17 protein-coding genes are annotated in these 20,751 nt (G+C 71.4%); 8 read left to right on the forward strand and 9 right to left on the reverse strand.

Going from position 1 to position 20,751, the window contains the following annotated elements:
- The 4 genes from VGC13_RS02700 to VGC13_RS02715 form a co-directional block, all read right to left on the reverse strand.
- Entirely contained in the window at positions 1-1,038 is a 1,038-nt protein-coding gene (locus tag VGC13_RS02700) for an SDR family oxidoreductase (protein ID WP_331123659.1), read from the reverse strand.
- Positions 1,039-1,212: 174 nt separating this feature from the next.
- Complete coding sequence (locus VGC13_RS02705) at positions 1,213-2,307, reverse strand: phosphotransferase family protein (RefSeq protein WP_331123660.1); 1,095 nt, start codon at positions 2,305-2,307, stop codon at positions 1,213-1,215.
- 368 nt (positions 2,308-2,675) lie between these two features.
- Positions 2,676-3,869 (reverse strand): acyl-CoA dehydrogenase family protein, encoded by a 1,194-nt coding sequence (locus tag VGC13_RS02710; RefSeq protein ID WP_331123661.1) that lies wholly within the window; start codon positions 3,867-3,869, stop codon positions 2,676-2,678.
- A gap of 214 nt (positions 3,870-4,083) precedes the next feature.
- Entirely contained in the window at positions 4,084-4,845 is a 762-nt protein-coding gene (locus tag VGC13_RS02715) for a glucose 1-dehydrogenase (protein ID WP_331123662.1), read from the reverse strand.
- Positions 4,846-5,521: 676 nt separating this feature from the next.
- Here VGC13_RS02715 and VGC13_RS02720 point away from each other — a divergent pair.
- From VGC13_RS02720 to VGC13_RS02730, 3 genes are read left to right on the forward strand one after another with little or no spacing between them, the layout of a single operon-like run.
- Positions 5,522-5,842 (forward strand): metalloregulator ArsR/SmtB family transcription factor, encoded by a 321-nt coding sequence (locus VGC13_RS02720; RefSeq protein ID WP_331123663.1) that lies wholly within the window; start codon positions 5,522-5,524, stop codon positions 5,840-5,842.
- Entirely contained in the window at positions 5,839-6,315 is a 477-nt protein-coding gene (locus tag VGC13_RS02725; protein WP_331123664.1) for an SRPBCC family protein, read from the forward strand. Before VGC13_RS02720 ends, VGC13_RS02725 begins: the two co-directional genes overlap by 4 nt.
- 47 nt (positions 6,316-6,362) lie before the next feature.
- Positions 6,363-6,803, forward strand: coding sequence for a YciI family protein (locus VGC13_RS02730; protein WP_331123665.1), 441 nt, complete (start codon positions 6,363-6,365; stop codon positions 6,801-6,803).
- Between the two features lie 82 nt (positions 6,804-6,885).
- On the opposite strand, the gene VGC13_RS02735 is transcribed toward VGC13_RS02730, so the two are convergent.
- From VGC13_RS02735 to VGC13_RS02750, 4 genes are all read right to left on the reverse strand, one after another.
- The gene (locus VGC13_RS02735) at positions 6,886-7,470 is read right to left on the reverse strand and encodes a hypothetical protein (RefSeq protein WP_331123666.1); all 585 of its coding nucleotides are present in this window, start codon (positions 7,468-7,470) and stop codon (positions 6,886-6,888) included.
- A 172-nt stretch (positions 7,471-7,642) separates the two neighbouring features.
- Positions 7,643-8,023 (reverse strand): DUF5615 family PIN-like protein, encoded by a 381-nt coding sequence (locus VGC13_RS02740; RefSeq protein ID WP_331123675.1) that lies wholly within the window; start codon positions 8,021-8,023, stop codon positions 7,643-7,645.
- A 37-nt stretch (positions 8,024-8,060) separates the two neighbouring features.
- On the reverse strand, positions 8,061-8,618 hold the full coding sequence (locus VGC13_RS02745; RefSeq protein ID WP_331123667.1) for a DUF433 domain-containing protein: 558 nt from the start codon (positions 8,616-8,618) through the stop codon (positions 8,061-8,063).
- A 161-nt stretch (positions 8,619-8,779) separates the two neighbouring features.
- The gene (locus VGC13_RS02750) at positions 8,780-9,652 is read right to left on the reverse strand and encodes a DMT family transporter (RefSeq protein ID WP_331123668.1); all 873 of its coding nucleotides are present in this window, start codon (positions 9,650-9,652) and stop codon (positions 8,780-8,782) included.
- A 407-nt stretch (positions 9,653-10,059) separates the two neighbouring features.
- Here VGC13_RS02750 and VGC13_RS02755 point away from each other — a divergent pair, with 407 nt between their 5' ends.
- The 3 genes from VGC13_RS02755 (at position 10,060) to VGC13_RS02765 (ending at position 13,911) form a co-directional block, all read left to right on the forward strand.
- Positions 10,060-11,430, forward strand: a complete 1,371-nt coding sequence (locus tag VGC13_RS02755; protein ID WP_331123669.1) for an APC family permease — start codon at positions 10,060-10,062, stop codon at positions 11,428-11,430.
- Between the two features lie 518 nt (positions 11,431-11,948).
- On the forward strand, positions 11,949-12,398 hold the full coding sequence (locus VGC13_RS02760; protein WP_331123670.1) for a PH domain-containing protein: 450 nt from the start codon (positions 11,949-11,951) through the stop codon (positions 12,396-12,398).
- On the forward strand, positions 12,388-13,911 hold the full coding sequence (locus VGC13_RS02765; RefSeq protein WP_331123671.1) for a PH domain-containing protein: 1,524 nt from the start codon (positions 12,388-12,390) through the stop codon (positions 13,909-13,911). The genes VGC13_RS02760 and VGC13_RS02765 overlap by 11 nt, the downstream gene beginning before the upstream one ends.
- Positions 13,912-14,257: 346 nt before the next feature.
- On the opposite strand, the gene argF is transcribed toward VGC13_RS02765, so the two are convergent.
- Complete coding sequence (gene argF / locus VGC13_RS02770) at positions 14,258-15,175, reverse strand: ornithine carbamoyltransferase (protein WP_331123672.1); 918 nt, start codon at positions 15,173-15,175, stop codon at positions 14,258-14,260.
- A gap of 328 nt (positions 15,176-15,503) precedes the next feature.
- On the opposite strand from argF, the gene VGC13_RS02775 reads away from it, so the two are divergent.
- Both VGC13_RS02775 and VGC13_RS02780 read left to right on the forward strand, forming a co-directional pair.
- Entirely contained in the window at positions 15,504-17,486 is a 1,983-nt protein-coding gene (locus VGC13_RS02775) for an Ig-like domain-containing protein (RefSeq protein WP_331123673.1), read from the forward strand.
- A 402-nt stretch (positions 17,487-17,888) separates the two neighbouring features.
- Complete coding sequence (locus VGC13_RS02780) at positions 17,889-19,847, forward strand: Ig-like domain-containing protein (RefSeq protein WP_331123674.1); 1,959 nt, start codon at positions 17,889-17,891, stop codon at positions 19,845-19,847.
- The last annotated feature ends 904 nt before the right edge of the window (positions 19,848-20,751 follow it).

Consider the following 20,751-nt stretch of genomic DNA (forward strand, 5'->3'; position numbering starts at 1 on the left):
CTATACGTCCCGTTCAGGAGAGCCGGCGGATGCCGCCGCCTGCCACGCCGCCAGGATTTCGGCTTCGCGCTCCGCCGTCAGCGTGACGGAGGCCGGCGAGCCGCTGGGGAGGATGTCGGGCTCCGGCGCTTCGTCGCCGCGGTCGTCCGCGTCGCGCAGGGTTTCGTACAGCAGGCGGATGCGCAGGCCCGCGTGGAACGCGCGGCGCAGGTCGATCTCCATCAGCCCGTTGTCCGCTTCCGGCAGCCACAGCGGCAGCTCGGACCAGGGCTCCACCCCCTGCCGCAGCAGGAACTCCTCCGGCACCCACACGGGCTTCGCGCTCCCGCTGGTCGCCGCGGCGATGGCGTCCAGCAGCACGCCCATCGTCAACCGGTCGTGCGGGCCGCAGGCGTTGTAGATGCCCGACACGCCGCCCTCCACGCAGCGCACGATCCACTCCGCCAGGTCGCGCGCGTCGATCAGCTGCAGCGCGCGGTCCGGGGAGCCGGGGGCCAGCATGGAGCCGCCCCGCCGCGTGCGCCGGATCCAGTAGCGAAGCCGGTCGGTGGGATCGTGCGGGCCCACCAGCACCCCCGCCCGCACGATGAGGGCGCGGTCCGGAAAGCCTTCCAGCACCACGCGCTCGCACAGCGCCTTCTGCGGCCCGTACCACGCGCCGCGGTTCTCGTCGTCCCGCTCGCCGGGCGGCAGCGGCTCCAGGGGCGCCGTCTCGTCCGCGCCGGGCGGGGTGGGGTCCGCGTACACGGAGGCGGTGGAGATGAACACGTACTGCCCTGCGGAGCCCGCCAGCGCCCGCACGGACCGCTCCACCACCTCGGGCTCGTAGCCGCAGGTGTCGATCACCGCGTCCCACGCGCGGCCTTCCAGAAGGGCCAGGTCGCGCTCGCGGTCGCCGCGGATCTGCTCCAGCTCCGGGAACAGCTCCGGCGCGGTCTCGCCGCGGTTGAAGAGCGTAACGTGGTGTCCGCGCAGCACCGCCGCGTCCACCAGGTGGCGGCCGAGGAACTTCGTCCCGCCGATGATCAGAATCCGCATGCCGTCGCCAAAGGGGTTGAGAGAGTTCCGAAGTTTGGACTGGCCGGGGCCCACCAGGCAAGCCCGCGCCGCGGCGACTCCGTGTGCTTTGCAGCCGCGGAGAGTAACCAAAAAGATGGTTAGGTACAGAGGAACAGAGATAGACAGAGGAACATAGGAACGCTCGTCCTCTGTCTATCTCTGTTCCTCTGTACCCCCACCTGCCGTTGCGATCTGTCGGTCTTGCCCCAGCCCGTGCGCGTGGATGATGAGCGTGCGTACGGCGGCGCCGAAGCCGGCGAAGCGCGGGTCGCGCGTCTGGCCGCGGACGTAGCGGGCGTAGATCTGCTGCAGGATGACGGCGAGCTTGAAGTACGAAAAGGTGAGGTACCAGTCCAGCCCCGACAGGTCGCGCCCGCTCTTCTGCGCATAGAGCGCACGCATCTCGTCGCGGCTGGGGAACTCGGGGAGCGTGCTGACGCTGGGCACCAGCGCGCGCATGGCCGGCGGATCGTTCGCGTCTACCCAGTAGCTCAGAAAGATGGCCAGGTCGAACAGCGGATCGCCGATCGTCGCCATCTCCCAGTCCAGCACCGCCGTCACCCGCCCCAGGCCGGCCGAATCGAAGAGCAGGTTGTTGAGCTTGAAGTCGTTGTGGATGACGGTCGCCTCGGGGTTGTCCGGCACGCCCGCGCGGATGCGGCGGACCAGCGGCTCCACCTGGGCGATCTCGTCCGTCGCCGCCTTTTCGTATCGTCCGATCCACCCCTCCACCTGCCGCTGCATGAACCCTTCGGGCCGCCCCAGGTCCTCCAGCCCCGCCGCGCGATAGTCCACGTCGTGCAGCCGCACCAGCGTGTCCACCACCGCCTCCGCGATGGCGCGGCAGCGCTCGGGGGTCGCCGCCACGCCTTCGGGGAGCCGCGCATCCACCACCACGCCGCGGCGGTATTCCATCACCGTGAACGGCGCGCCGATCACCTCCGCGTCCGTGCAGATGTGCAGCGGCCTGGGCGCCAGCGGATATACGGCGTTCAGGCGGTCGAGCAGCCTGCCCTCGCGCTCCATGTCGTGCGCCTTTGGCGGCACCGGCCCCAGCGGCGGACGCCGCAGCACCGCCTCCCACGCGCCCACGCGCAGCAGGTACGTCAGGTTCGACGCGCCCGTGGGGAACTGCCGCACCTCCAGCTCGCCCGCGGGGATGCCGGGGACGTGCGCGCGCAGGTAATCCAGCACGCGCGCGCCGTCGAACCCTTCGCCCTCCCGCACCGCGATCGTGTCGTTGCTCATCGTGTTTCCGTTGGGTGGGGATTCGATCGTGGTTCGGCGGCAGGCATCGAACTGCGTCCGCCGGGGTGCCCCTCCCCCGGCCCCTCCCCGTTCGTTCCTCACGGAGAGGGGAGAATTCGATCGCGCTTCGGAAGCTGTGTCCGGCGCCCCCACCCCTCCCCCGCAGTTTGGGGGAGGGGTCGCCAGCCGTCGCGAGGAACGAGCGAAAGGCTTGGCGGGGGAGAGGGCGCCCGCCGGAGCACGCCGACTCACTCCCGCACTAACGCACTAACGCACTCCCGCACTCCCGCACTCCCGCACTAACGCACTAACGCACTAACGCACTCCCGCACTCCCGCACTCCCGCACTAACGCACTCCCGCACTCCCCTACATCGACACGCTGACGCCGTACTCCTTGAGGATCTCGCGGGCGACGACGGACTTGTGCACCTCGTCGGGGCCGTCGTAGATGCGTGCGGCGCGCTCGTGGCGGGCCATCCACGCCAGCGGCGTGTCGTCGGTGATGCCCAGCGCGCCGTGCGTCTGGATGGCGCGGTCGAGCACGCGCTGCAGCACGCCCGCCACGAAGAACTTGATCAGCGAGATGTCCACGCGCGCCGCCGCCGCGCCCTCGCGGTCGATGCGCTCCGCCGCGTCCAGCACCATCAGCCGCGAGGCGTGGATCTCGGCGCGGCTCTCCGCGATCCAGTGCTGCACCGTCTGCTTGCTCCCCAGCGGCTCCCCCGGCGCCAGCTCGCGCTCCGCGGCGCGGCGGCACATCAGGTCGAAGGCGCGCTCCGCCATCCCGATCCACCGCATGCAGTGGTGAATGCGCCCGGGCCCCAGCCGCTCCTGCGCCAGCCGGAACCCGCTCCCCTCCGCCCCGATGAGGTTCGCCACCGGGACGCGGCACCCCTCGTAGACCACCTCGCCGTGGCTGAAGTAGCCCGCGCCCGCCTCGCCCATGATGGGGATGTTGCGCACCAGGCGGAACCCCGGCGTGCCGGTGGGGACGATGATCTGGCTGGCGCGCTCGTGCGGCCGCTTTGCATCCGGGTTGGTCACCGCCATGACGATGGCGAACGCCGCGCCGTCCGCCGACGAGGTGAACCACTTGTGCCCGTCGATCACGTACTCGTCGCCATCCCGCACCGCCGTCGTGCTCAGGTGGATGGGGTTCGAGCCCGCGTGCTCCGGCTCCGTCATCGAAAAGCAGCTGCGGATCTCCCCCGCCGCCAGCGGGCCCAGCCACCGCGCCTGCTGGCCGGCGCTGCCGTGGTGCATCAGCAGCTCCATGTTGCCCACGTCGGGCGCCTGGCAGTTGAAGCTGTAGTGCCCCAGCGGCGACCGGCCCAGCGCCTCGCTGACCCGCGCGTACTCCGTCAGCGACAGCCCCAGCCCGCCGCGCTCCGTGGGCAGGAACGGCGCCCACAGCCCCAGCTCCTTTACCCGCGCGCGCGTCTGCTCCAGCGCCGGCGCCAGCTCCTCCAGCCGCCCCGTCTGCAGCAGGGGCTCCAGCGGATGCAACTCGTCGCGGACGAACGCGCGGATCTGCTGCAGGATCGTATCGAGCGGCGTCATCGGCTGCGGGGAGTTGGGGAAAGGGGGAGGATGATGATCATGCTTCACGAAACACGGCCGGACAACGCCCGGTCGCGGACGCGCAGCCGCCCGGAGCGCCGCACACACCCGGGCCGCCGAGTCCGCGCAGGCGGACTTCGCGCCTTTCCAGCGGCGAATTCATTCGCTCCTGAAGGCGGATGCGTCGATACTCGCCCCGATGCGCCATCCACCATCACCCGATGGAAAGCCCGCCGTCCAGCACCAGCGAGTGGCCGTTGGTGAACGCCGCCGCGTCGGAGCACAGGTAGGCGATGCTCTCCGCGATCTCGGCCGGGGTGCCCAGGCGCCCGCCGGGCATGCCCTCGACCAGCTTCTGCTCCATCTCCGCGCTGCCGCCCACCAGGGCGTCCACCATGGGCGTGCGGGTGAAGGCGGGGCAGACGGCGTTCACGCGCAGCCCCTTGCGTGCGTACTCCAGCGCGGCGGAGCGGGTGAGGCCGATGACGCCGTGCTTGCTGGCGGAGTAGGCGGCGTAGTGCGGAAAGCCCAGCACGCCCGCCACCGACGCCACGTTGACGATGGACCCGCCGCCGCCCGCCAGCATGGCCGGGATCTGGTGCTTCATGCACAGCCACACGCCGGTCAGGTTCACCGCCAGCACGGTTTCCCACGTGTCCCGCGGATAGTCCGCCGTCCGCGCGCGCACGCCGCCCACCCCCGCGCTGTTCACCGCGAAGTCCAGCCGCCCGAAGCGCGCGACCGTCGCCTCGACCATCGCGCGCGGCTCCTCCGCGACCGACACGTCCACGCGCATCGACGCCGCCTCGCCGCCGGCCGCCACGATCTCCGCCGCCGTTTCTGCAGCCGAGGTCTCGTCGCGGTCGGTGACCATCACCCGCGCGCCGCGGCGGGCCAGGACGAACGCCGCCTCGCGCCCGATCCCCGATCCGCCGCCCGTGACGACCGCGACCCTGCCGGCGAATTCGCCGCTCATGTGTGCTGCTCCAGGTTGATGGCGCGCTGCGGGGAGTCCGGTCTGCGTCCGCGGGGGCCCCTCCCCCGGCCCCTCCCCGTTCGTTCCTCACGGAGAGGGGAGAACTTCAGTGGCGCGGCGAGAGTCTGGTCTGCGTCCGCGGGGGCCCCCTCCGCTCGCTCAGGCTCGCACCTCCCCCAAAACTGCTGGGGGAGGTTGGGATGCGGAGGCTTCTAAGCGCGGAGTCGGGCATCGCACTGCGCCGGACACGGCCCCCCTCCCCCGGCCCCTCCCCGTTCGTTCCTCACGGAGAGGGGAGAATTCGATCGCGCTCCGGAAATCCCGTGGGTCGCGTCACCCTCCCCCGCGCAGTTTGCGGGGGAGGGCCGGGGAGGGGGGACCTGCCGGACGCCAGTTCGATCTCCTTCGTCGATCCACTAACCTCTCGGCCTCCCCAACCTCCCCCAGCAGTTTTGGGGGAGGTGGGCGAGTAATGCGAGCCCGGAGGGGGCGCCCCGCCGCTCGCGCGGAATCCTGTGGGCGGATGACGACGCGGGCACCCGAACCCGTGGAGGATACGGCCCGAACACTGTTCGTCATAGTAGAATCACCCCCCGTCCGTTGCAACGTTGTGGCCGCGATCCCGCGACAGGGCCATTGACGGACATGGTTGGTAAGTATATACTAACCGTTAGTCATGGCTAACCCAATGGATGGATTCGCCGCCCTCGCCGACCCCACGCGCCGGCTGATCTTCGAGCGACTGGCCCACGGGCCGCGCGCGGTGGGCGAGCTTGCGCGCGGTCTGCCCGTCACCCGGCCGGCGGTGTCGCAGCACCTGAAGGTGCTCAAGGACGCCGGGCTGGTGACGGATCGGCGGGAGGGCACCCGCAGGCTGTACCAGGTAAGCCCGGACGGCGTCGCGGAGATGCGCGCGTACTTCGACCGGTTCTGGAACCACGCACTGGACGCGTTCCGGCAGGCCGCCGAACGCCAGGCACACGAGGAGGATCGATGACGGAGCAGGGGATGGAAGACGCCGTTCGCCAGTCGGTCACCGTGCCGCTGCCGGTGGAGCGGGCGTTTGCGCTGTTCACCGATCAGATCGGCACGTGGTGGCCGCACACGCACAGCCTGACGGCCGCGCCGTTCGACACGGCCGTCATCGAGCCGCGCGAGGGCGGCCGGTGGTACGAGCGGGCCCAGGACGGCGCGGAGTGCGAGTGGGGCCGCGTGCTGGCGTACGATCCGCCACGCCGTCTTTCGCTCACCTGGCAGATCCGCGCCGACTACACCGTGGATGCCGATCCCGCCCGCGGCAGCATCGTCGACGTGCGATTCACGGCTGAGGGCGAGCGCGCCACGCGGGTAGACCTGGTGCACCACGGCTTCGGCCGCCACGGCCCCGGCGGCGGTGCGGTTCGCGCCTCCGTCGGCTCCGAAGGCGGATGGGCACTGGTGCTGGACCTGTACCGCCAGTCCGCGGGATGAGCCGACCCGATCCCCTGATCCACCCAAACCCGGCCCGGACCCGTACGATGATGATGAAGACGATCGCCCTTGCCGCCGCCCTGCTCTGCGCCCCCGCCGCGCTCCATGCCCAGCAGCCCGCGCCGCCGCAGGCGCCCGCCGCCCCGGTGCCCGACATCCCCCGGGACATGCGCGGCTATCAACTCGCCTTTCTGGTGCGTGGCGAGCGCTTCGGCGAGGAGCAGACGCCGGAGGTGCAGGGGCTGATGATGCGGCACCTGTCGTACATCCGCCGGATGATCGAGGAGGGCGCCTACGTCACCGCCGGGCCCGCGATGGACGGCGGCGAGGTGCTGGGCATCATCCTCCTTCCCGCGGCCACGCCCGACGCCGCGCTGTCCATCGTCCGCGCCGACCCGGCGGTGCAGGCGCGCCACTTCGACGTGCAGGTGCATCCCGTACTGCTGCCCGGCCTGGACGCCGTGCAGGTGCGCTACCCGGCGCGCTGAAGCGCCGGCCCGCGCCCATCAACGAAGACGCCCCCGGCCGATGCAGAAGGCCGGGGGCGTCCGTGTTCGCCGGATGCCGGGGCTACCGGCGCCAGGCCAGGCCCACGCCCACGTCGGGGCTTTCGTCGCTCAGGCCAATGCTCAGGCGCAGGATCAGGTTGGACGAGAACTCCGCGTCCAGCCCCAGCTCCGCCAGAAGCTCCGTATCGAAGTCGTCCTCCTGCCCGCCCGCGTCGATGAGCGCGATGCGGGGGTGGACGTACGGCGTAAGCGCCACGCCGGGGTTCACGAACCGCTCGCCGATGGACAGGCCCGCCTGCAGGCCGATGGCGTCCACGTCGCCGATGAGCCCCTGCGCGCCCGCCGTGAACGCGATGTCGATGGGTGCCGCCACCGCGACCGGCGTCCGAAGCTCGCCGCCCAGCGACAGCAGCCCCTCCGCTGCGTCCACGTAGCCCACGCGCAGCCCCAGCGGACCGCTGCGATAGATGCCTTCCAGCGTCAGGTCGCCGGGCCCGTCGCTCAGGTAGATGCCCAGGTCGTTCATCACGGTCGGCGACTGGTAGCCGGGCGTGAACACCTGCGCGTCCGCCGCACCCGCCGACAGGGCCAGCGCGCCGGCCACCGCGGCCGGCACCATCCACGTCTTCTTCACTGCTGCCTTCACTGAATCCTCTCCGGTTCCGATCCACGTTCGGGCACACCCGCGTGCCCGGCCTTTGGCGGGCGGTCCGTACGAACGCGCGCCGGCCGTCGTCGGCCGGCGCGTCATCCCGCCGTGCGCACCGATCCGCAACTCCCGTGCACGCGGAATGTGATACGTGTTTTCGGATTGGCTGCTACGGATTCGGGAGCGCGTACCTGATGACCGTCCCGCTGGCATCCACCTGCAGCACGGTGTTGATCATGTCGAGTGGCGGATCGTGCTCGTGGATGGAGGCAAGGGCGGCCGTGAAAAGCTCCATCTGCCGCTCTCGCCGCACATTCGGAAGGATGACGATGGCACCTGGGTGCAGTTCCAGCCTCTGCAGCATCGGCTCGAAGTCGATCCAGTTGTTGGTGACGAGGGTAAGGTCTTCGTCCAGCACGTGCCTGAGCACCTGCGGATCGGGAAGCGACGACCAGCCGCGGTGCGCGACGTGAAAGGCGGCGTACCCAAAGGACGCCGCCGTATCCACCAGCCGCGGCGAAAGGTTCTCGTCGATCAGAAAGCGGATCAGACGAACCTCCCGCCGGCCAGAGTGCCGCGGCCGCCGATCACGATCCGCGCCGGATCACCACCCCGTTCTTCCACGGCGGAGCAGAGGGCGGCCGGCCACGGCGGGGGTACATGCGCGCCCAGGCCAGGGCGGCATCCAGGCTTTCCCGGGAAAGCGAGGGATAATCCTCCAGCAGCTCCTCCTCCGGCGCTCCCTGCGCGGCCAGGTCCCCAAGCGTGTGCACGGAGATCCGCGTTCCACGCACCACCGGCTCGCCCGCGCGCACGTCGGGATTCATGGTGACGAACGACCACAGCCGCTCCATCTCCTTCAGCTTTTCCCTGAGCGCCCCGACCTCGCCGGCAATGTGTACGTTGATGGGGCCAATGCTTATGACGTCCGGATGCCTGGGGCCGCCCGCCGCCTGCAGCTCATGGCGAAGCCTGCGCTTGCCTTCGGCCGAGAGCAGGCTGCCCACGTGGCTGCGCAGGCGCAGATACACCAGATCCGGGAACGCCAGCATGCGCTCGCGGTCCTCGGCCCGCCGGGCAGGAATGGTCTCCACCTCGGCCCGGTCGATGGCCTGGTTGATGGTCTTCTCCGAAAGGTCGGTCACGAAAGCGGCCTCACGGGGCGACAGCGCATGCCCGCTCGTCCGGCGTTCGACATCGATCGGCATATATCCTCCTCGTGTTGAGGAATATTTACAAGGCCCGAAAGATTTGTCAAGCGATACAACGGAATCCCAATCATCACCCGCCAACGGAGGCCGTGCGCCTACCCGTGCGGCGGCTCGTCGTGGGCGGGGCGGGTGCCGCCGCCGACCATCATCAGCACGCCCACCAGGACGACGGCGGCGAAGGCGTAGCCGGCGGGGGACAGGCGCTCGTCCCACATCAGGTACGCGGCGAACGTGGCGACCACGGGCTCCACCGTGGCGACGGTGGCGGCGCGGGTGGCATCCACCCGCCGCAGGCCGGCGCTGTAGAAGACGTAGGCCAGGTACGTGGGCACCACGGCCACGAAGGCGATGGCGGCCCACGCGGTCTGCGTCTTGGGGCGAAAGTCCACCAGCGGCAGCATGGCCAGCGCGCCCACGGGGAGGGCGTAGATGAACAGCGTGGCGGTGGGATACCGGTCGAAGTAGCGCTTGCCGAACAGGTAGTACAGCGCGTACGCGAACGCCGACGCCAGCCCCCACCCCAGCGCCGCGGGCGTAAGCCGCACCGCGCCGCCGCCGCTGGCGAAGGCGATCCCCGCCACCCCCAGCGTGGCCACGGCCAGCGCCAGCACGGTGCGCCGGGTGAGCCGCTCGCCCAGGAACAGCGCCGAGAGCAGCGCCACCCACACCGGCGCCGTGTACAGGAGGATGGAGGCCAGCGCGGCGCCGCCCGCCTCCACCGCGCGCGAGTAGCACGCCAGCAGCCCCGCCACGCCGAACACGCCGAACGCCACCACGCTGGGCAGGTCGCGCCGCTCGATGCGCACGCGGCCGATGGCCACGGCGTGCACGCCGAAGATCCCGGCGGCCAGCAGCCCGCGCCAGAACGCCACTTCCACCGCGCCCACGCCCTCCTGCAGCACCAGGCGCGTCACCGGCCCCAGCAGCCCCCACAGCGCGGCGGCGATCGCGACGTACAGGTATCCCATCAGCTCCCAATCCGGTGGATCAGAACGGCGCCTTCGACGGCAACCTACCGCGTGTGGCGGACGGTGCACCATGCCGCTGGATTCGCAGCCGCGGGCCCTCACGCAGAGACGCTGCCGTGTGACGCCGAATCCGGGAAACAACAACTCGATGGGTACAGAGGAACAGAGTCAGACAGAGGAACCACGATGACGTTTCAGTTCGCTCTCTGTCTGACTCCGTTCCTCTGTACGATCATTCTTTTTCAGGATCTGGCATGAGGATGAGACGGGCTGTGGGAGAAATGCACAACCGGGCCGAGAATCTGGTATGCCGCGGTTCGCATGGAGCCCGGAATCTGGCGCGCTCCGGCGAAAGCGGGCTACCTTCTCCTTCCGCCCGTCCGCATCCTCCCCATCACAAATCCCTGATGTCCCTCGCCACGCCCGCCGCGGAACCGGCTTCACAGGCACCGAGCGCGCAGCGGCGCGGGCTGCTGCGCGTGCTGGGGGTCACGTTCGGGCTGGCGGTCATCATCGGCAACACCATCGGGGCGGGGATCCTGCGCACGCCGGGGCAGGTGGCGCAGCAGCTTCCCGGCACCGGGCTGTACCTGGCGGTGTGGATCGGGGGCGGCGTGTACGCGCTGCTGGGCGCGCTGTCGCTGGCGGAGCTGGGCACCATGCTGCCGCGCTCGGGCGGGATGTACGTCTTTGCGCGCCACGCGCTGGGACGCTACGCCGGCTTCCTGGTGGGATGGAACGACTGGGCCGCCACCTGCGGCACCGTCGCCGCCGTGGCCGTGGTGCTGGCGGAGTACGCGGGCGCGCTGGTCCCGGGGCTCGCCGGGCGCACGGTGCCGCTGGCGATGGCGGTGACGGTGGCGTTCGCGGCGCTGCAGTGGCGCGGCATCCGCGAGGCCGGCGCGGCGCAGACGCTCACCAGCGCGGCCAAGGCGCTGGTGCTGCTGGCACTCGTCGGCGCGTGCTTCCTGCTTCCGCGCGTTTCGCCGCCGTCCGCGGCGGCGGCGGCCGCGGTCCCGGCGGGCTCGGCGCTGCTGGCGGCGATCGTGGTGGCGCTGCAGGGGGTCATCTACACGTACGACGGGTGGACGGGCGTCATCTACTTTTCCGGCGAGGTGCGCGACCCCGCGCGCGACATCCCCCGGTCGATGATCGGCGGCGTGCTGGCGGTCACGGGCATCTACCTGCTGCTGAACCTGGCCTTTCTGCACGTGGTCCCCATCGCCGCGCTGGCGGGGGAGCCGCTGGCCGCCGCCGCCGCCGCGCGCGCCGTGCTGGGGCCGGCGGGCGACACGGTGGTGCGCGTGGTCCTGATCGTCGCGCTGCTGAGCACGGTGAACGCGCTGCTGCTGATGGCGCCGCGCGTCCTTTACGCCATGAGCGCCGACGGCCTGTTTCCCCGCGCCGGCGCGTCCGTCAACCGCGGCGGGACGCCCACGGGCGCGCTGGTGGCCAGCACGGCGGTGGCGCTGGCGTTCATCGCCACGGGAACGTTCAACGCCATCATCGCCGTGCTGGCGTTCTTCTTCGTCGCCAACTACGTGCTGGCGTTCGCCTCCGTGTTCGTCCTGCGCCGGCGCGAGCCTGAAACTCCGCGGCCCTATCGTGCGTGGGGATATCCGTGGACCACCGGGCTGGCCATCGCCGGCTCGCTGGCGTTCCTGGCCGGCGCGGCGGCCAGCGACACGCGCAACAGCCTCTACGCCGCCGGGCTGCTGGCCGCCAGCTATCCCGCATACCTGCTCGCTGCGCGATGGATCGACCGGAACCCGACCTGACCCCCCCTCGCGAGGCGCCCGACGACGCCCCCGGGACGCACGCCCCCCTTCGCGATGCGCCGGACCTCCATCGTGAGGCGTCCGACATCGCTCCTGAGGCGCGGACTCCACGTGGCGAGGCGCCAGACCTCGTCGCCGAAGCGCAGGCAGTACCTCTCGATCGGCCGGACTCCGTCTCCGAAGGGTCGGCTCCTCTCGATCGGCCGAATTCCGTTGCCGAGGCACCGGCTGCTCGTTTCTATCGACCGGACTCCGTATCCGAGGCGCCGGCTGATCGTACCTATCGATCAGAACCTGTTTCCGAGGCGCCGACCGATCGTATCGATCAACCGAATTCCGTATCCGAGGCGCCAGCTGCTCGTTTTGATCGACGGGATTCCGTATCCGAAGCGTCGGCTCCTCGTCTCGATCGATCAGACCCCGTTCCTGAGGCGCCGGCTCCTCCTTTCGATCCATCGGCTCCCGTATCCGAGCCGCCGACGCTCGCCCACGTTCCCGACGCCGCGCACGAGGCGCCCGTGCAGCGGCTGGATCCGCGCGTGGTCAACCTGTGGCGGCTGCACGGGGCGTTGTGGGGGGCGATCTGGACGCTGTGCATGATCATCCCCTGGCTGCTGTGGGCGTGGCCGCTGTGGCTGATGGCGCCCGTGGCGGCGCTGGGCGCGGTGTGGGTGACGGAGGTGCCGCCGGCCGCCTACAGCCACTTCAGCTACCAGGTGGGTCCGGTGGACGTGCGGGTGACGCACGGGTGGTGGACGCGGCGCGTGGCCGTGGTGCTGCACTCGCGCATTCAGCACGTGGACACGCGCCAGGGGCCGCTGGAGCGCGCCTTCGGGCTGGCCACGGTGGTGGTCTACACCGCGGGGAGCGTGGGGGCGATGGTGGGCATCCCCGGGCTGGCGGAGGGCCAGGCCGAGGCGCTACGCGACCGGCTGGCGCAGCTCAGCGGGACCGACGATGCCGTCTGAGGCGGCTGCCCGGCTGGAGCGGGACGGCCGCCGGCTGCATCCGCTTACGCTGGTGTTTGCCGCCTTCGCCATCGCGCGGGCGATGGTGTGGCCCGCGGTGGCCGGCGGCGTGGGCCTGGGCGACGGCCAGATCGCGCGCATGCTCCCCATCGTGCTGGCCGTGCTGGCCGTTCCCGCGCTGGCGGGCGCGGCGGCCAAGTACGCCCTCTATCGCTGGCGGCTGGACGCCGACGAGCTTCTGCTGCGCTCCGGCGTCCTCAATCGCCAGAACCGCGTCATCCCCCTGGCCCGCGTGCAGAACGTGGAGGTGCGGCAGAGCCTGCTGCAGCGCGTGACCGGCGTGGCCGAGGTGCGGGTGGAGACGGCGGGAACGGGGGGCGAGGCCGAGGCCGTGCTCTCCGTCCTTGCGCTGGCGGAGGCGCAGTCGCTGCGCGCGGACCTCCTGGCCCGCCGCCGCGCCCGCGCCGCGGCGGCCCCGGTCGGCGTCGTGGGCGCGGAGCCGGCGGTCGAACGTCCCGCCGCCCCGCCGCTGGCGAAGCTCTCTACCTGGGACCTGCTGCTGGCGGGCGCCACGGCCAACGAGGCGGGGGTGATCGCGGCCGCGGCGGCGGGCCTGCTGCAGTTTACCGAGGGGCTGCCGGGCGAGCTGTTCGAGACGGTGATCCGGCGCGTGGTGGAGCGGACGGAGGGGATGCTGGTGGTGGCGGGGATCGGGGCGGTGGCGGGGCTGATGCTGGTGGGGTGGATGATCTCCATCGCCGGGTCGCTGGTGCGCTACCACGGCTTTACGCTGCAGGTGGACGGCGGCGAGATGCGCAAGCGCTACGGCCTGCTGACCGTGCACGAGGCCAGCGTCCCCCTGCGGCGCGTGCAGGCCATCCGCCTTGAAGAAACGTTCCTGCGCCGCTGGCTGGGGCTGGCGTCGCTGATGATCGAGACGGCGGGCGGCAGCCCCGGGCAGCGCGGCGGCGCCGAGGCGTTCGTCCCCATCGCGCGGCGCGAGGACGTGGGGCGGCTGGTGCGGGGCATCTTTGGCGACGCGCAGGTGGACGATGCGGATTTCCAGCGCGTGCACCCCAAGGCCGAGCGGCGGATGCGGCGCCGCTACCTCTTGATCTTTCTGCTGATGTGGGCGCCGTTCTGGGCCGCGCGGTGGTTCCACGTGCAGCCGGGTGGAATGCTGGCGCCGTGGATGGCGCTGCTGCTGCCGCTGCCCTGGCTGGTGGCGCGCTGGCAGTATGCGAACCGCGGCTGGGCGCTGCCGCCCGGCTACGTGATGGCGCGCGGCGGCGTGCTGAACCGCGTCACCTGGATCGTCCCCGACCGCAAGCTGCAGACGCTGCACGTGCGCGATGACCCGTTCCAGCGGCGCCTGGGCCTTTCCACCCTGGTCGTCGACACCGCCGCCGGCGGGCGCCAGGCCGTCATCGTCGACATGTCGCAGTCCACCGCCCGCCGCGTGCTCGAGGAGCTTGCCGTGCGCGCCCGCGCCGCCGTGCGGGTGAGCGGCTGAAGGTTGGTCGCGATCGGCGGGCGCCCCCTCCGGGCTCGCATTCCTCGCCCACCTCCCCCAAAACCCCTGGGGGAGGTTGGGCGATGCCGCTGGAGCGGGGATCGGCGAACGGGATCGAACTGCGTCCGACGGGGGTGCCCCTCCCCCGGCCCTCCCCGTTCGTTCCTCACGGAGAGGGGAGAATTCGAGCGCGCTCCGGACAGCCTGTCGAGCGCGCCCTCCCGCGCAGTTTGCGGGGGAGGGCCGGGGTGGGGGCCGCCCACCATCCCGCGCAAGACCGTCCAACAACGACGAAGCCTCTCCCCGCGCCGCGAGGAGAGGCTTCGAATCGTCTGTCGGCCGAGGGTCAGGCGCCGCCCATCAGCTTCGCCATGATGGCCTTCTGCACGTGCAGGCGGTTCTCCGCCTCGTCCCACACGCGGGAGCGGGCGCCCTCCAGCACCCCCTCGGTCACCTCCTCGCCGCGGTGCGCGGGAAGGCAGTGCAGGAAGATGGCGCGGCCGGTGCCCGTCTCCATCATCTCCTCGGTGATGCAGTAGCCCTGGAAGTCGGCGGCGCGCTTTGCCGACTCTTCCTCCTGCCCCATCGACGCCCACACGTCGGTGTTCACCACGTCCGCGCCCTCCACCGCCTCGCGCGGGTCGTGCGTGGTGATGATGTTCGTGGCGCCGCGGGCGCGCTCCAGGATGGCCGCGTCGGGCTCGTAGCCGGCGGGGTAGGCCAGGCGCAGCTCGAAGCCCAGCATGTACGCCGCGTTCAGCCACGAGTTGGCCATGTTGTTGCCGTCCCCCACCCACGCCACCTTCACCCCCGACAGGTCCGCGCCGAAGTTCTCCTGCACGGTCAGCAGGTCGGCCATGATCTGGCAGGGGTGCAGCAGGTCGGTAAGGCCGTTGATGACCGGCACCGAGCCGTAGGTGGCCAGGTCGACCAGGTCCTGCTGGTCGAAGGTGCGGATCATGATGCCGTTCACGTAGCGCGAAAGCACCCGGGCGGTGTCCTTGATGGGCTCGCCGCGCCCCAGCTGGATGTCGCGCGACGAAAGGAAGAGCGCGTGCCCCCCCAGCTGGTACGCGCCCACCTCGAAGCTCACCCGGGTGCGGGTGCTGCTCTTGGTGAAGATCATCGCCAGCGTCTTGCCGGCCAGGGGCTTCTCAGTGTACTCCCCCGCCTTCATCCGGGCGGCCAGCTGCAGCGTCTGCAGCAGCTCGTCGCGGGAAAAGTCCGGGATCTGCAGAAAGTGGCGAATCGGGCGGTCGGTCATGGCGGCCCCGGCTGGAACGTTGTCGGTGGATCAAGGCGTGTCCGCCCGGCGCGGGCGGCGCGGCGGCGGCAATGTAGCACCCGCCCGGCGGGGGAGCCACACCCCGGGAACCTTGGACAAACGTGCGAGTACAAGTGCTTCAACGACAAGGAGTTGGCGTCTGCGCCCCGTGGATGGGGGCGCGGCCGGTGCCTTTTCTTTTCGAACGGCCGTTCGTACAATTGAAGCCTGCGCGCGCGCGTGGCGGCCCTCCCTGCCGTCCCGCGTGCGCGCGACCCGTCTGTGGCCCGTGCCGCCGGCGCCCACCCTGCACGATGGACGCACGCCCATGAAGCGCCTTCTTCCCGCGTACCTCCTGCTGGCCCTGGCCGCGGGCGCGTGCGACAGCCCTTCGGGCTCCGGCCCCCGGGTGGACCGTGTGGTCGTGACCCCGGCCCAGCGCAACCTGAACGCCGGCGACAGCGTTCAGCTTTCCGCCTCGGCCCGCGACGAAGCCAGCGAGCTGGTGACCGGCGTGGACTTCGACTGGACGTCGCTGGACCCCCAGGTGGCGTCGGTGACCGGGACGGGGCTGGTGAAGGCCCTCCGCACCGGTACCGCGCGCATCGTGGCCTCGGCGCGCGACCGCGCCGACACCGCCAGCATCACCGTGTTCGGCACGGCGGCGGAGTGCGACCCGCCCGCGGCGGGCCTCAGCCTGGGCGTGGGAGAGTCGGTGCAGCGCCGGGGCTCGGCCGGCTCGGTCCTGTGCCTGGACGGCGGCGCGTCGGGGGCGGAGTACACGGTGATCCCCTTCAACGGCGACCGCCCCGCGGCCTTTACCCCCGGCACCTCGGCCTCGCTGCGGGTGAACGCCGCGGGGCTCACCACGGTGTTCGGCCCGCCCAACCCTTCGCTTTCGCCGTCTCCGGTGGCGGGAGGGCTGGCGTCCGCGTCGGCCGGCGCGCGCGACGGCGGCTTTCACATCCGGCTGAACGAGCGTGCCCGCGGGCCGCTGGCCCGGCTGGTGCCGGCCGCGCGCGCCGCGGAAAGGGCGCGCCGCGGCGGGGCGCGGATGCAGATGCAGCAGGTGGCGCCCCCGCTGGGCACCGAGATGCGCCTGAACGTCTCCACCACGGGCGGCTTCTGCGAGTCCACCGACTACCGCACGGGGCGGGTGGTGGCGGTAAGCCAGCGCGCGGTGGTGGTGGCCGACACGGCCAACCCGGCCGGCGGGCTTACGGCGGCGGACTACCAGAACGTGGCGGCCACCTACGACTCGCTGGTGCATCCCGTGAACGCGGCGGCGTTCGGCGAGCCGGCCGACATCGACGGCAACGGGCGCGTCATCATCTTCTACACCCGCGCGGTGAACGAGCTTACGCCGGCCAACGTGGACTACGTGGTGGGCGGCTACTTCTACGGGCGCGACCTGTTTCCCCGCGAGAACAACCCGGATTTCGGCGGCGCGTGCCCGGCCAGCAACAACGCCGAGATGTTCTACATGCTGGCGGCGGACCCCACGGGGGTGGTGAACGGCAACGCCCGCTCCACCCAGGAGGTCATCAGCAGCACCGTGGGCGTGGTGGGGCACGAGCTGCAGCACCTGATCAGCGCGTCGCGGCGGCTGTACATCGTTCCCGGGGTGGTGGACCTGAACTGGAACGAGGAGGTCTACCTGAACGAGGGGCTCAGCCACATCGCCGAGGAGCTGCTGTTCTACCATCGGGCGCAGGCGGGCCCGCGGATGAACCTGGGGAACCAGATCCTGGCGGCGGGCTCGCGCGAGCGGGCCGCGTTCATCGAGTTTGGCCAGCAGAACTTCCTGCGCTACGGCGAGTACGTGAAGAGCCCGGAAACGCGCACGCCGTACAACGACGCCGACGAGCTGGGCGACCGCGGCGCCGCGTGGGCGTTCCTGCGCTACCTGGCCGACCGCCGCAACGGAAACGACCAGGAGCTGTGGCGCGCGCTGGTGAACAACGAGCGCACCGGGCTGGACAACCTGGAAGAGGTGCTGGGCCAGGACCCGATCCCGCTGTACCGCGACTTCGCCGTGTCGGTGTACACGGACGACGCGGTGGCGGGGGTGCCGGCCATCTTCACCCAGCCCAGCTGGAACCACCGCGCGCTCTTCCAGACCGTCAGCAACGGCCTTCCGCTGCGGGTGCGGCCGCTGACCAGCGGCAGCCCCGAAAGCATTACCCTGCGGGCCGGCGGCGCGTCGTTCCTGCGCGCGGGCGTGGCGCCCAACCGGCGCGCCTCCGTCCTGCTGACGGCCGTGCAGGGGTCGCTGGAAGAGGTGTGGGTGACGGTGGTGCGCACCCGGTGACGCGCGCGGCCCGTCGGTCGTCGGCTCTGCGCCGGCGGCCGCGGCCCACGCGTATTTTCTGCCGGATGGCACATTGCGCGGGACGGCTTCCCCGTCGCCGCGCTTGTGCGTCCGCTCGGACAAAGTCACATTTCGTGCGGCTCCACCCGCGGCCCGCATCGCCGTCCGGCGGATGAAGCGCTCCGGGCCCTGCCCGCGGAAGACCCGCCGCGCGTCGTGTGCCGCGGCGCCGGCACGCCCACCGGATGGACGATGCGGCGGATCCGGCGGACGGCGGTTCCCGGAAGAGGAATGGATTCAGGAAGAGGGGTGCGCGGGCGGATGTCCCGCGGCGCGCGCCCCGCGCGTTCTCAACGGCCATTGCCCGCCCGGGGACGGCCTTTCACGCACTGCGGACCCACCATGAAGCGACTTCTGCTGATCCCCGCGGCCGCCCTGATGGCGCTGAGCGCCTGCAACGAGTCTCCCGCCGGCGGCGACGCCGACGTGGTGCTGGTGCAGGTGATGCCCGACGAGCGCACCCTTTCGGTGGGCGAGACGCTGGAGATGGAGCTCACCCTGCGCGACGAGGCGGGTGAGGTGCCCACCGACTCGCTGGACGTGGTGTGGTCCACCAGCAACCCCGCCGTGGCCAGCGTAAGCACCACCGGCGTGGTGACGGGAGTGGGCGCGGGGCAGGCCAGCATCCGCGCCGAGCTGGGCGGCGTCTCGGACGAGGCGACCGTGACGGTGGCCGCGGCCCCGGCGGCGTGCGCGGGCGGGGGAACGCTGCACTCGCTGGAGGTGGGCGGCAGCGTGACGCTGGGCGGCATCGCGGCCAGCACCGTGTGCCTGAGCGGCGGGGTGGCCGGGTCGGAGTACGTGGCGGTGCCCTTTCACTCCGGGGCGATCGACGCCGACTTCACCCAGGTGCAGTTGGGCGCGCAGGAAGTGGTGCCGGTGGCGCCGCTCAGCCCGTCGGTGGCGCCGGGGCTGTCGCTGGCCCGCGGGCGCCCGCTGAACGACGAGTTCCACGAGCGGCTGCGGCTGCGGGCGGAGCGCGAGCTGGCGCCGCACGTGTACCGCGCCATCGCCTCCCGCGGCGCCGCCCGGGAAGGCGACGCGCGGCGGCCCTCGCAGGTGCTGAACCTGCGCTCGCCCACGGTGGGGCAGCAGGTGCAGGTGAACGTCTCCAGCGAAGAGTCGTGCGAGGAGCCGCGGATGCGCACGGGGCGGGTGGCGGCGGTGGGCCAGCGCTCGGTGGTGCTGGCGGACGTGGGCAACCCGGCCGGCGGGCTGACGGAGGCCGAGTACGCCTCGTTCGCGGCGGGCTTCGACACGCTGGTGCACCCCGCGGTCACGCAGGCCTTCGGCGATCCGGGCGACGTGGACGACAACGGGCGGGTGGTCATCTTCTACACCCGCGCGGTGAACGAGCTTACGGACGCCGGATCGGGCGCGTACGTGGGCGGGTTCTTCCATCCCCGCGACCTGTTTCCCACGCGCAGCCGCGACGGGCTGTCGGGGTGCGAGGGAAGCAACTACGCCGAGATGTTCTACATGCTGGTGCCGGATCCCAACGGCGAGGTGAACGGCAACGCGTTCTCGCGCGAGCTGGTGCTGCAGACGTCGCTGGGCACCATCGCCCACGAGTACCAGCACCTGATCAGCGCGTCGCGCCGGCTGTACCAGGTGGGAACCACCCACTGGAACGAGGACACGTGGCTGAACGAGGCGCTCAGCCACGTGGCCGAAGAGGTGATGTTCTACCGCGCCTCGGGAAGGGGGCCGCGGCAGAACCTGGGGCTGCCGGACATCCAGGCGAGCGGGCGCGTGACCAGCGCGTACATCACCTACATGGACCAGAACATCCGCCGCTTCGAGAAGTTCCTGGAAGACCCCGAGGGCCAGTCGCCGTACGAGAAGGACAACTCCGACGCCAACGACCTGCCCACGCGCGGGGCCGGCTGGTCGTTCATGCGGTACGTGGCGGACCGGCGGGGCGGCAGCGACAACGAGCTGTGGCGCGCGCTGGTGGACGGCAGCACCACGGGGCTGCCCAACCTGCAGCGCGTGCTGGGGATGGACCCGCGTCCCTGGGTGCGCGACTGGACGGTGGGCGTGTTCGCGGACGACGCGGTGCCGGGGCTGGAGCCGCGCTTCCAGCACCCCAGCTGGCGCTACCGCACCTTCTTTGCGGCGTACCCGCTGCGCACGCGCCGCGTGGGCGGCCCGGGGACCACCGAGGTGTTCCTGAAGAGCGGCAGCGGCGCCTTCGTGCGCTTCGGCGTGCTGCCGGCGGGGCAGGCGTCCATCACCACCCGCAACGCCGGCCAGCCGCTCCCCTCGTCCGTGTACCTGACCATCGTGCGGACGAAGTAGCCCGCGTTCACGGTCGATGACGAAGAGCCCCGCCGCGGATCTCCGCGGCGGGGCTCTTCGCGTGGGGGCCGAAGCCGCCGGGCAGCCGGGACGATGCGCCACCAGCGGCGTCCATTCGCGCGCCGGCCAGCCGGAGTGACGGTCCCGCGCGATGCGCCACCAGCGGCGTCCATTCGCGCGGCCGCCAGCCGGGGGACGGTCCGGCACGATGCGCCATCGACGGTGTCCCTTCGCGCGCCGGCCAGCCGGGGCGAGGGCCCGCGCGATGCACCATCGATGGTGTCCATTCGCGCGCCGGCCAGCCGGGGCGAATGAAATGAATTCGCGGCCATTCGCGCGGCGGCCAGCCGGGGCGAATGAATTCGCGGCTGGGAAGACGCGATGTCCGCCTTCGCGGACGGGTGTTTCGCGATCCGTCCAGCAGAGCAGGTGAAGCCCCGCAAACTCGGGAGGCTTCGCCTGCTCATTCCATCACCTCCTCACCTCCTCACCACCGCACCCGGCGCGTGACCGAGGAATCTGCCGTCGGCTGCTGGAGCCCTCGGATGCGCCCCTTACCCGGGCGACAGTCCGGCGCGGCGCGCCATGGGCTTTGTCGGGCGGCAGTGTGGCCGCGGGATGGTGCGGGGCTGCCGCATCGGCGCGTTCGAGCAGTCGGAGGGTAGATTCGTCGGCCCTGCGACCAGCGGTGCGAAGGGCAGGTCCGGAGCGGCCGGGCCTCAGAATGACAGGCTTGGGCGATTGCCTTCGAGTGTCGGCGCAACCGAAGGACTCCGCACCCGCTCACCCATTCACCCCTTCACCCATTCACCCCATCACCCATTCACCCCATCACCCATTCACCCCAACACCCATTCACCCCATCACCCGTTCACCCCTTCACCCGATCACCCCATCACCCGGT

Origin of the sequence: Longimicrobium sp. (assembly GCF_036399255.1) — a bacterium.
GTDB lineage: Bacteria > Gemmatimonadota > Gemmatimonadetes > Longimicrobiales > Longimicrobiaceae > Longimicrobium.

Bases quoted from the DNA above. Each gene is read 5' to 3' on its own strand.
- VGC13_RS02700 (WP_331123659.1), bottom strand. From the start codon at position 1,038: ATGCGGATTCTGATCATCGGCGGGACGAAGTTCCTCGGCCGCCACCTG.
- VGC13_RS02705 (WP_331123660.1), bottom strand. From the start codon at position 2,307: ATGAGCAACGACACGATCGCGGTGCGGGAGGGCGAAGGGTTCGACGGC.
- VGC13_RS02710 (WP_331123661.1), bottom strand. From the start codon at position 3,869: ATGACGCCGCTCGATACGATCCTGCAGCAGATCCGCGCGTTCGTCCGC.
- VGC13_RS02715 (WP_331123662.1), bottom strand. From the start codon at position 4,845: ATGAGCGGCGAATTCGCCGGCAGGGTCGCGGTCGTCACGGGCGGCGGA.
- VGC13_RS02720 (WP_331123663.1), top strand. From the start codon at position 5,522: ATGGCTAACCCAATGGATGGATTCGCCGCCCTCGCCGACCCCACGCGC.
- VGC13_RS02725 (WP_331123664.1), top strand. From the start codon at position 5,839: ATGACGGAGCAGGGGATGGAAGACGCCGTTCGCCAGTCGGTCACCGTG.
- VGC13_RS02730 (WP_331123665.1), top strand. From the start codon at position 6,363: ATGATGATGAAGACGATCGCCCTTGCCGCCGCCCTGCTCTGCGCCCCC.
- VGC13_RS02750 (WP_331123668.1), bottom strand. From the start codon at position 9,652: ATGGGATACCTGTACGTCGCGATCGCCGCCGCGCTGTGGGGGCTGCTG.
- VGC13_RS02755 (WP_331123669.1), top strand. From the start codon at position 10,060: ATGTCCCTCGCCACGCCCGCCGCGGAACCGGCTTCACAGGCACCGAGC.
- VGC13_RS02765 (WP_331123671.1), top strand. From the start codon at position 12,388: ATGCCGTCTGAGGCGGCTGCCCGGCTGGAGCGGGACGGCCGCCGGCTG.
- argF (WP_331123672.1), bottom strand. From the start codon at position 15,175: ATGACCGACCGCCCGATTCGCCACTTTCTGCAGATCCCGGACTTTTCC.
- VGC13_RS02775 (WP_331123673.1), top strand. From the start codon at position 15,504: ATGAAGCGCCTTCTTCCCGCGTACCTCCTGCTGGCCCTGGCCGCGGGC.
- VGC13_RS02780 (WP_331123674.1), top strand. From the start codon at position 17,889: ATGAAGCGACTTCTGCTGATCCCCGCGGCCGCCCTGATGGCGCTGAGC.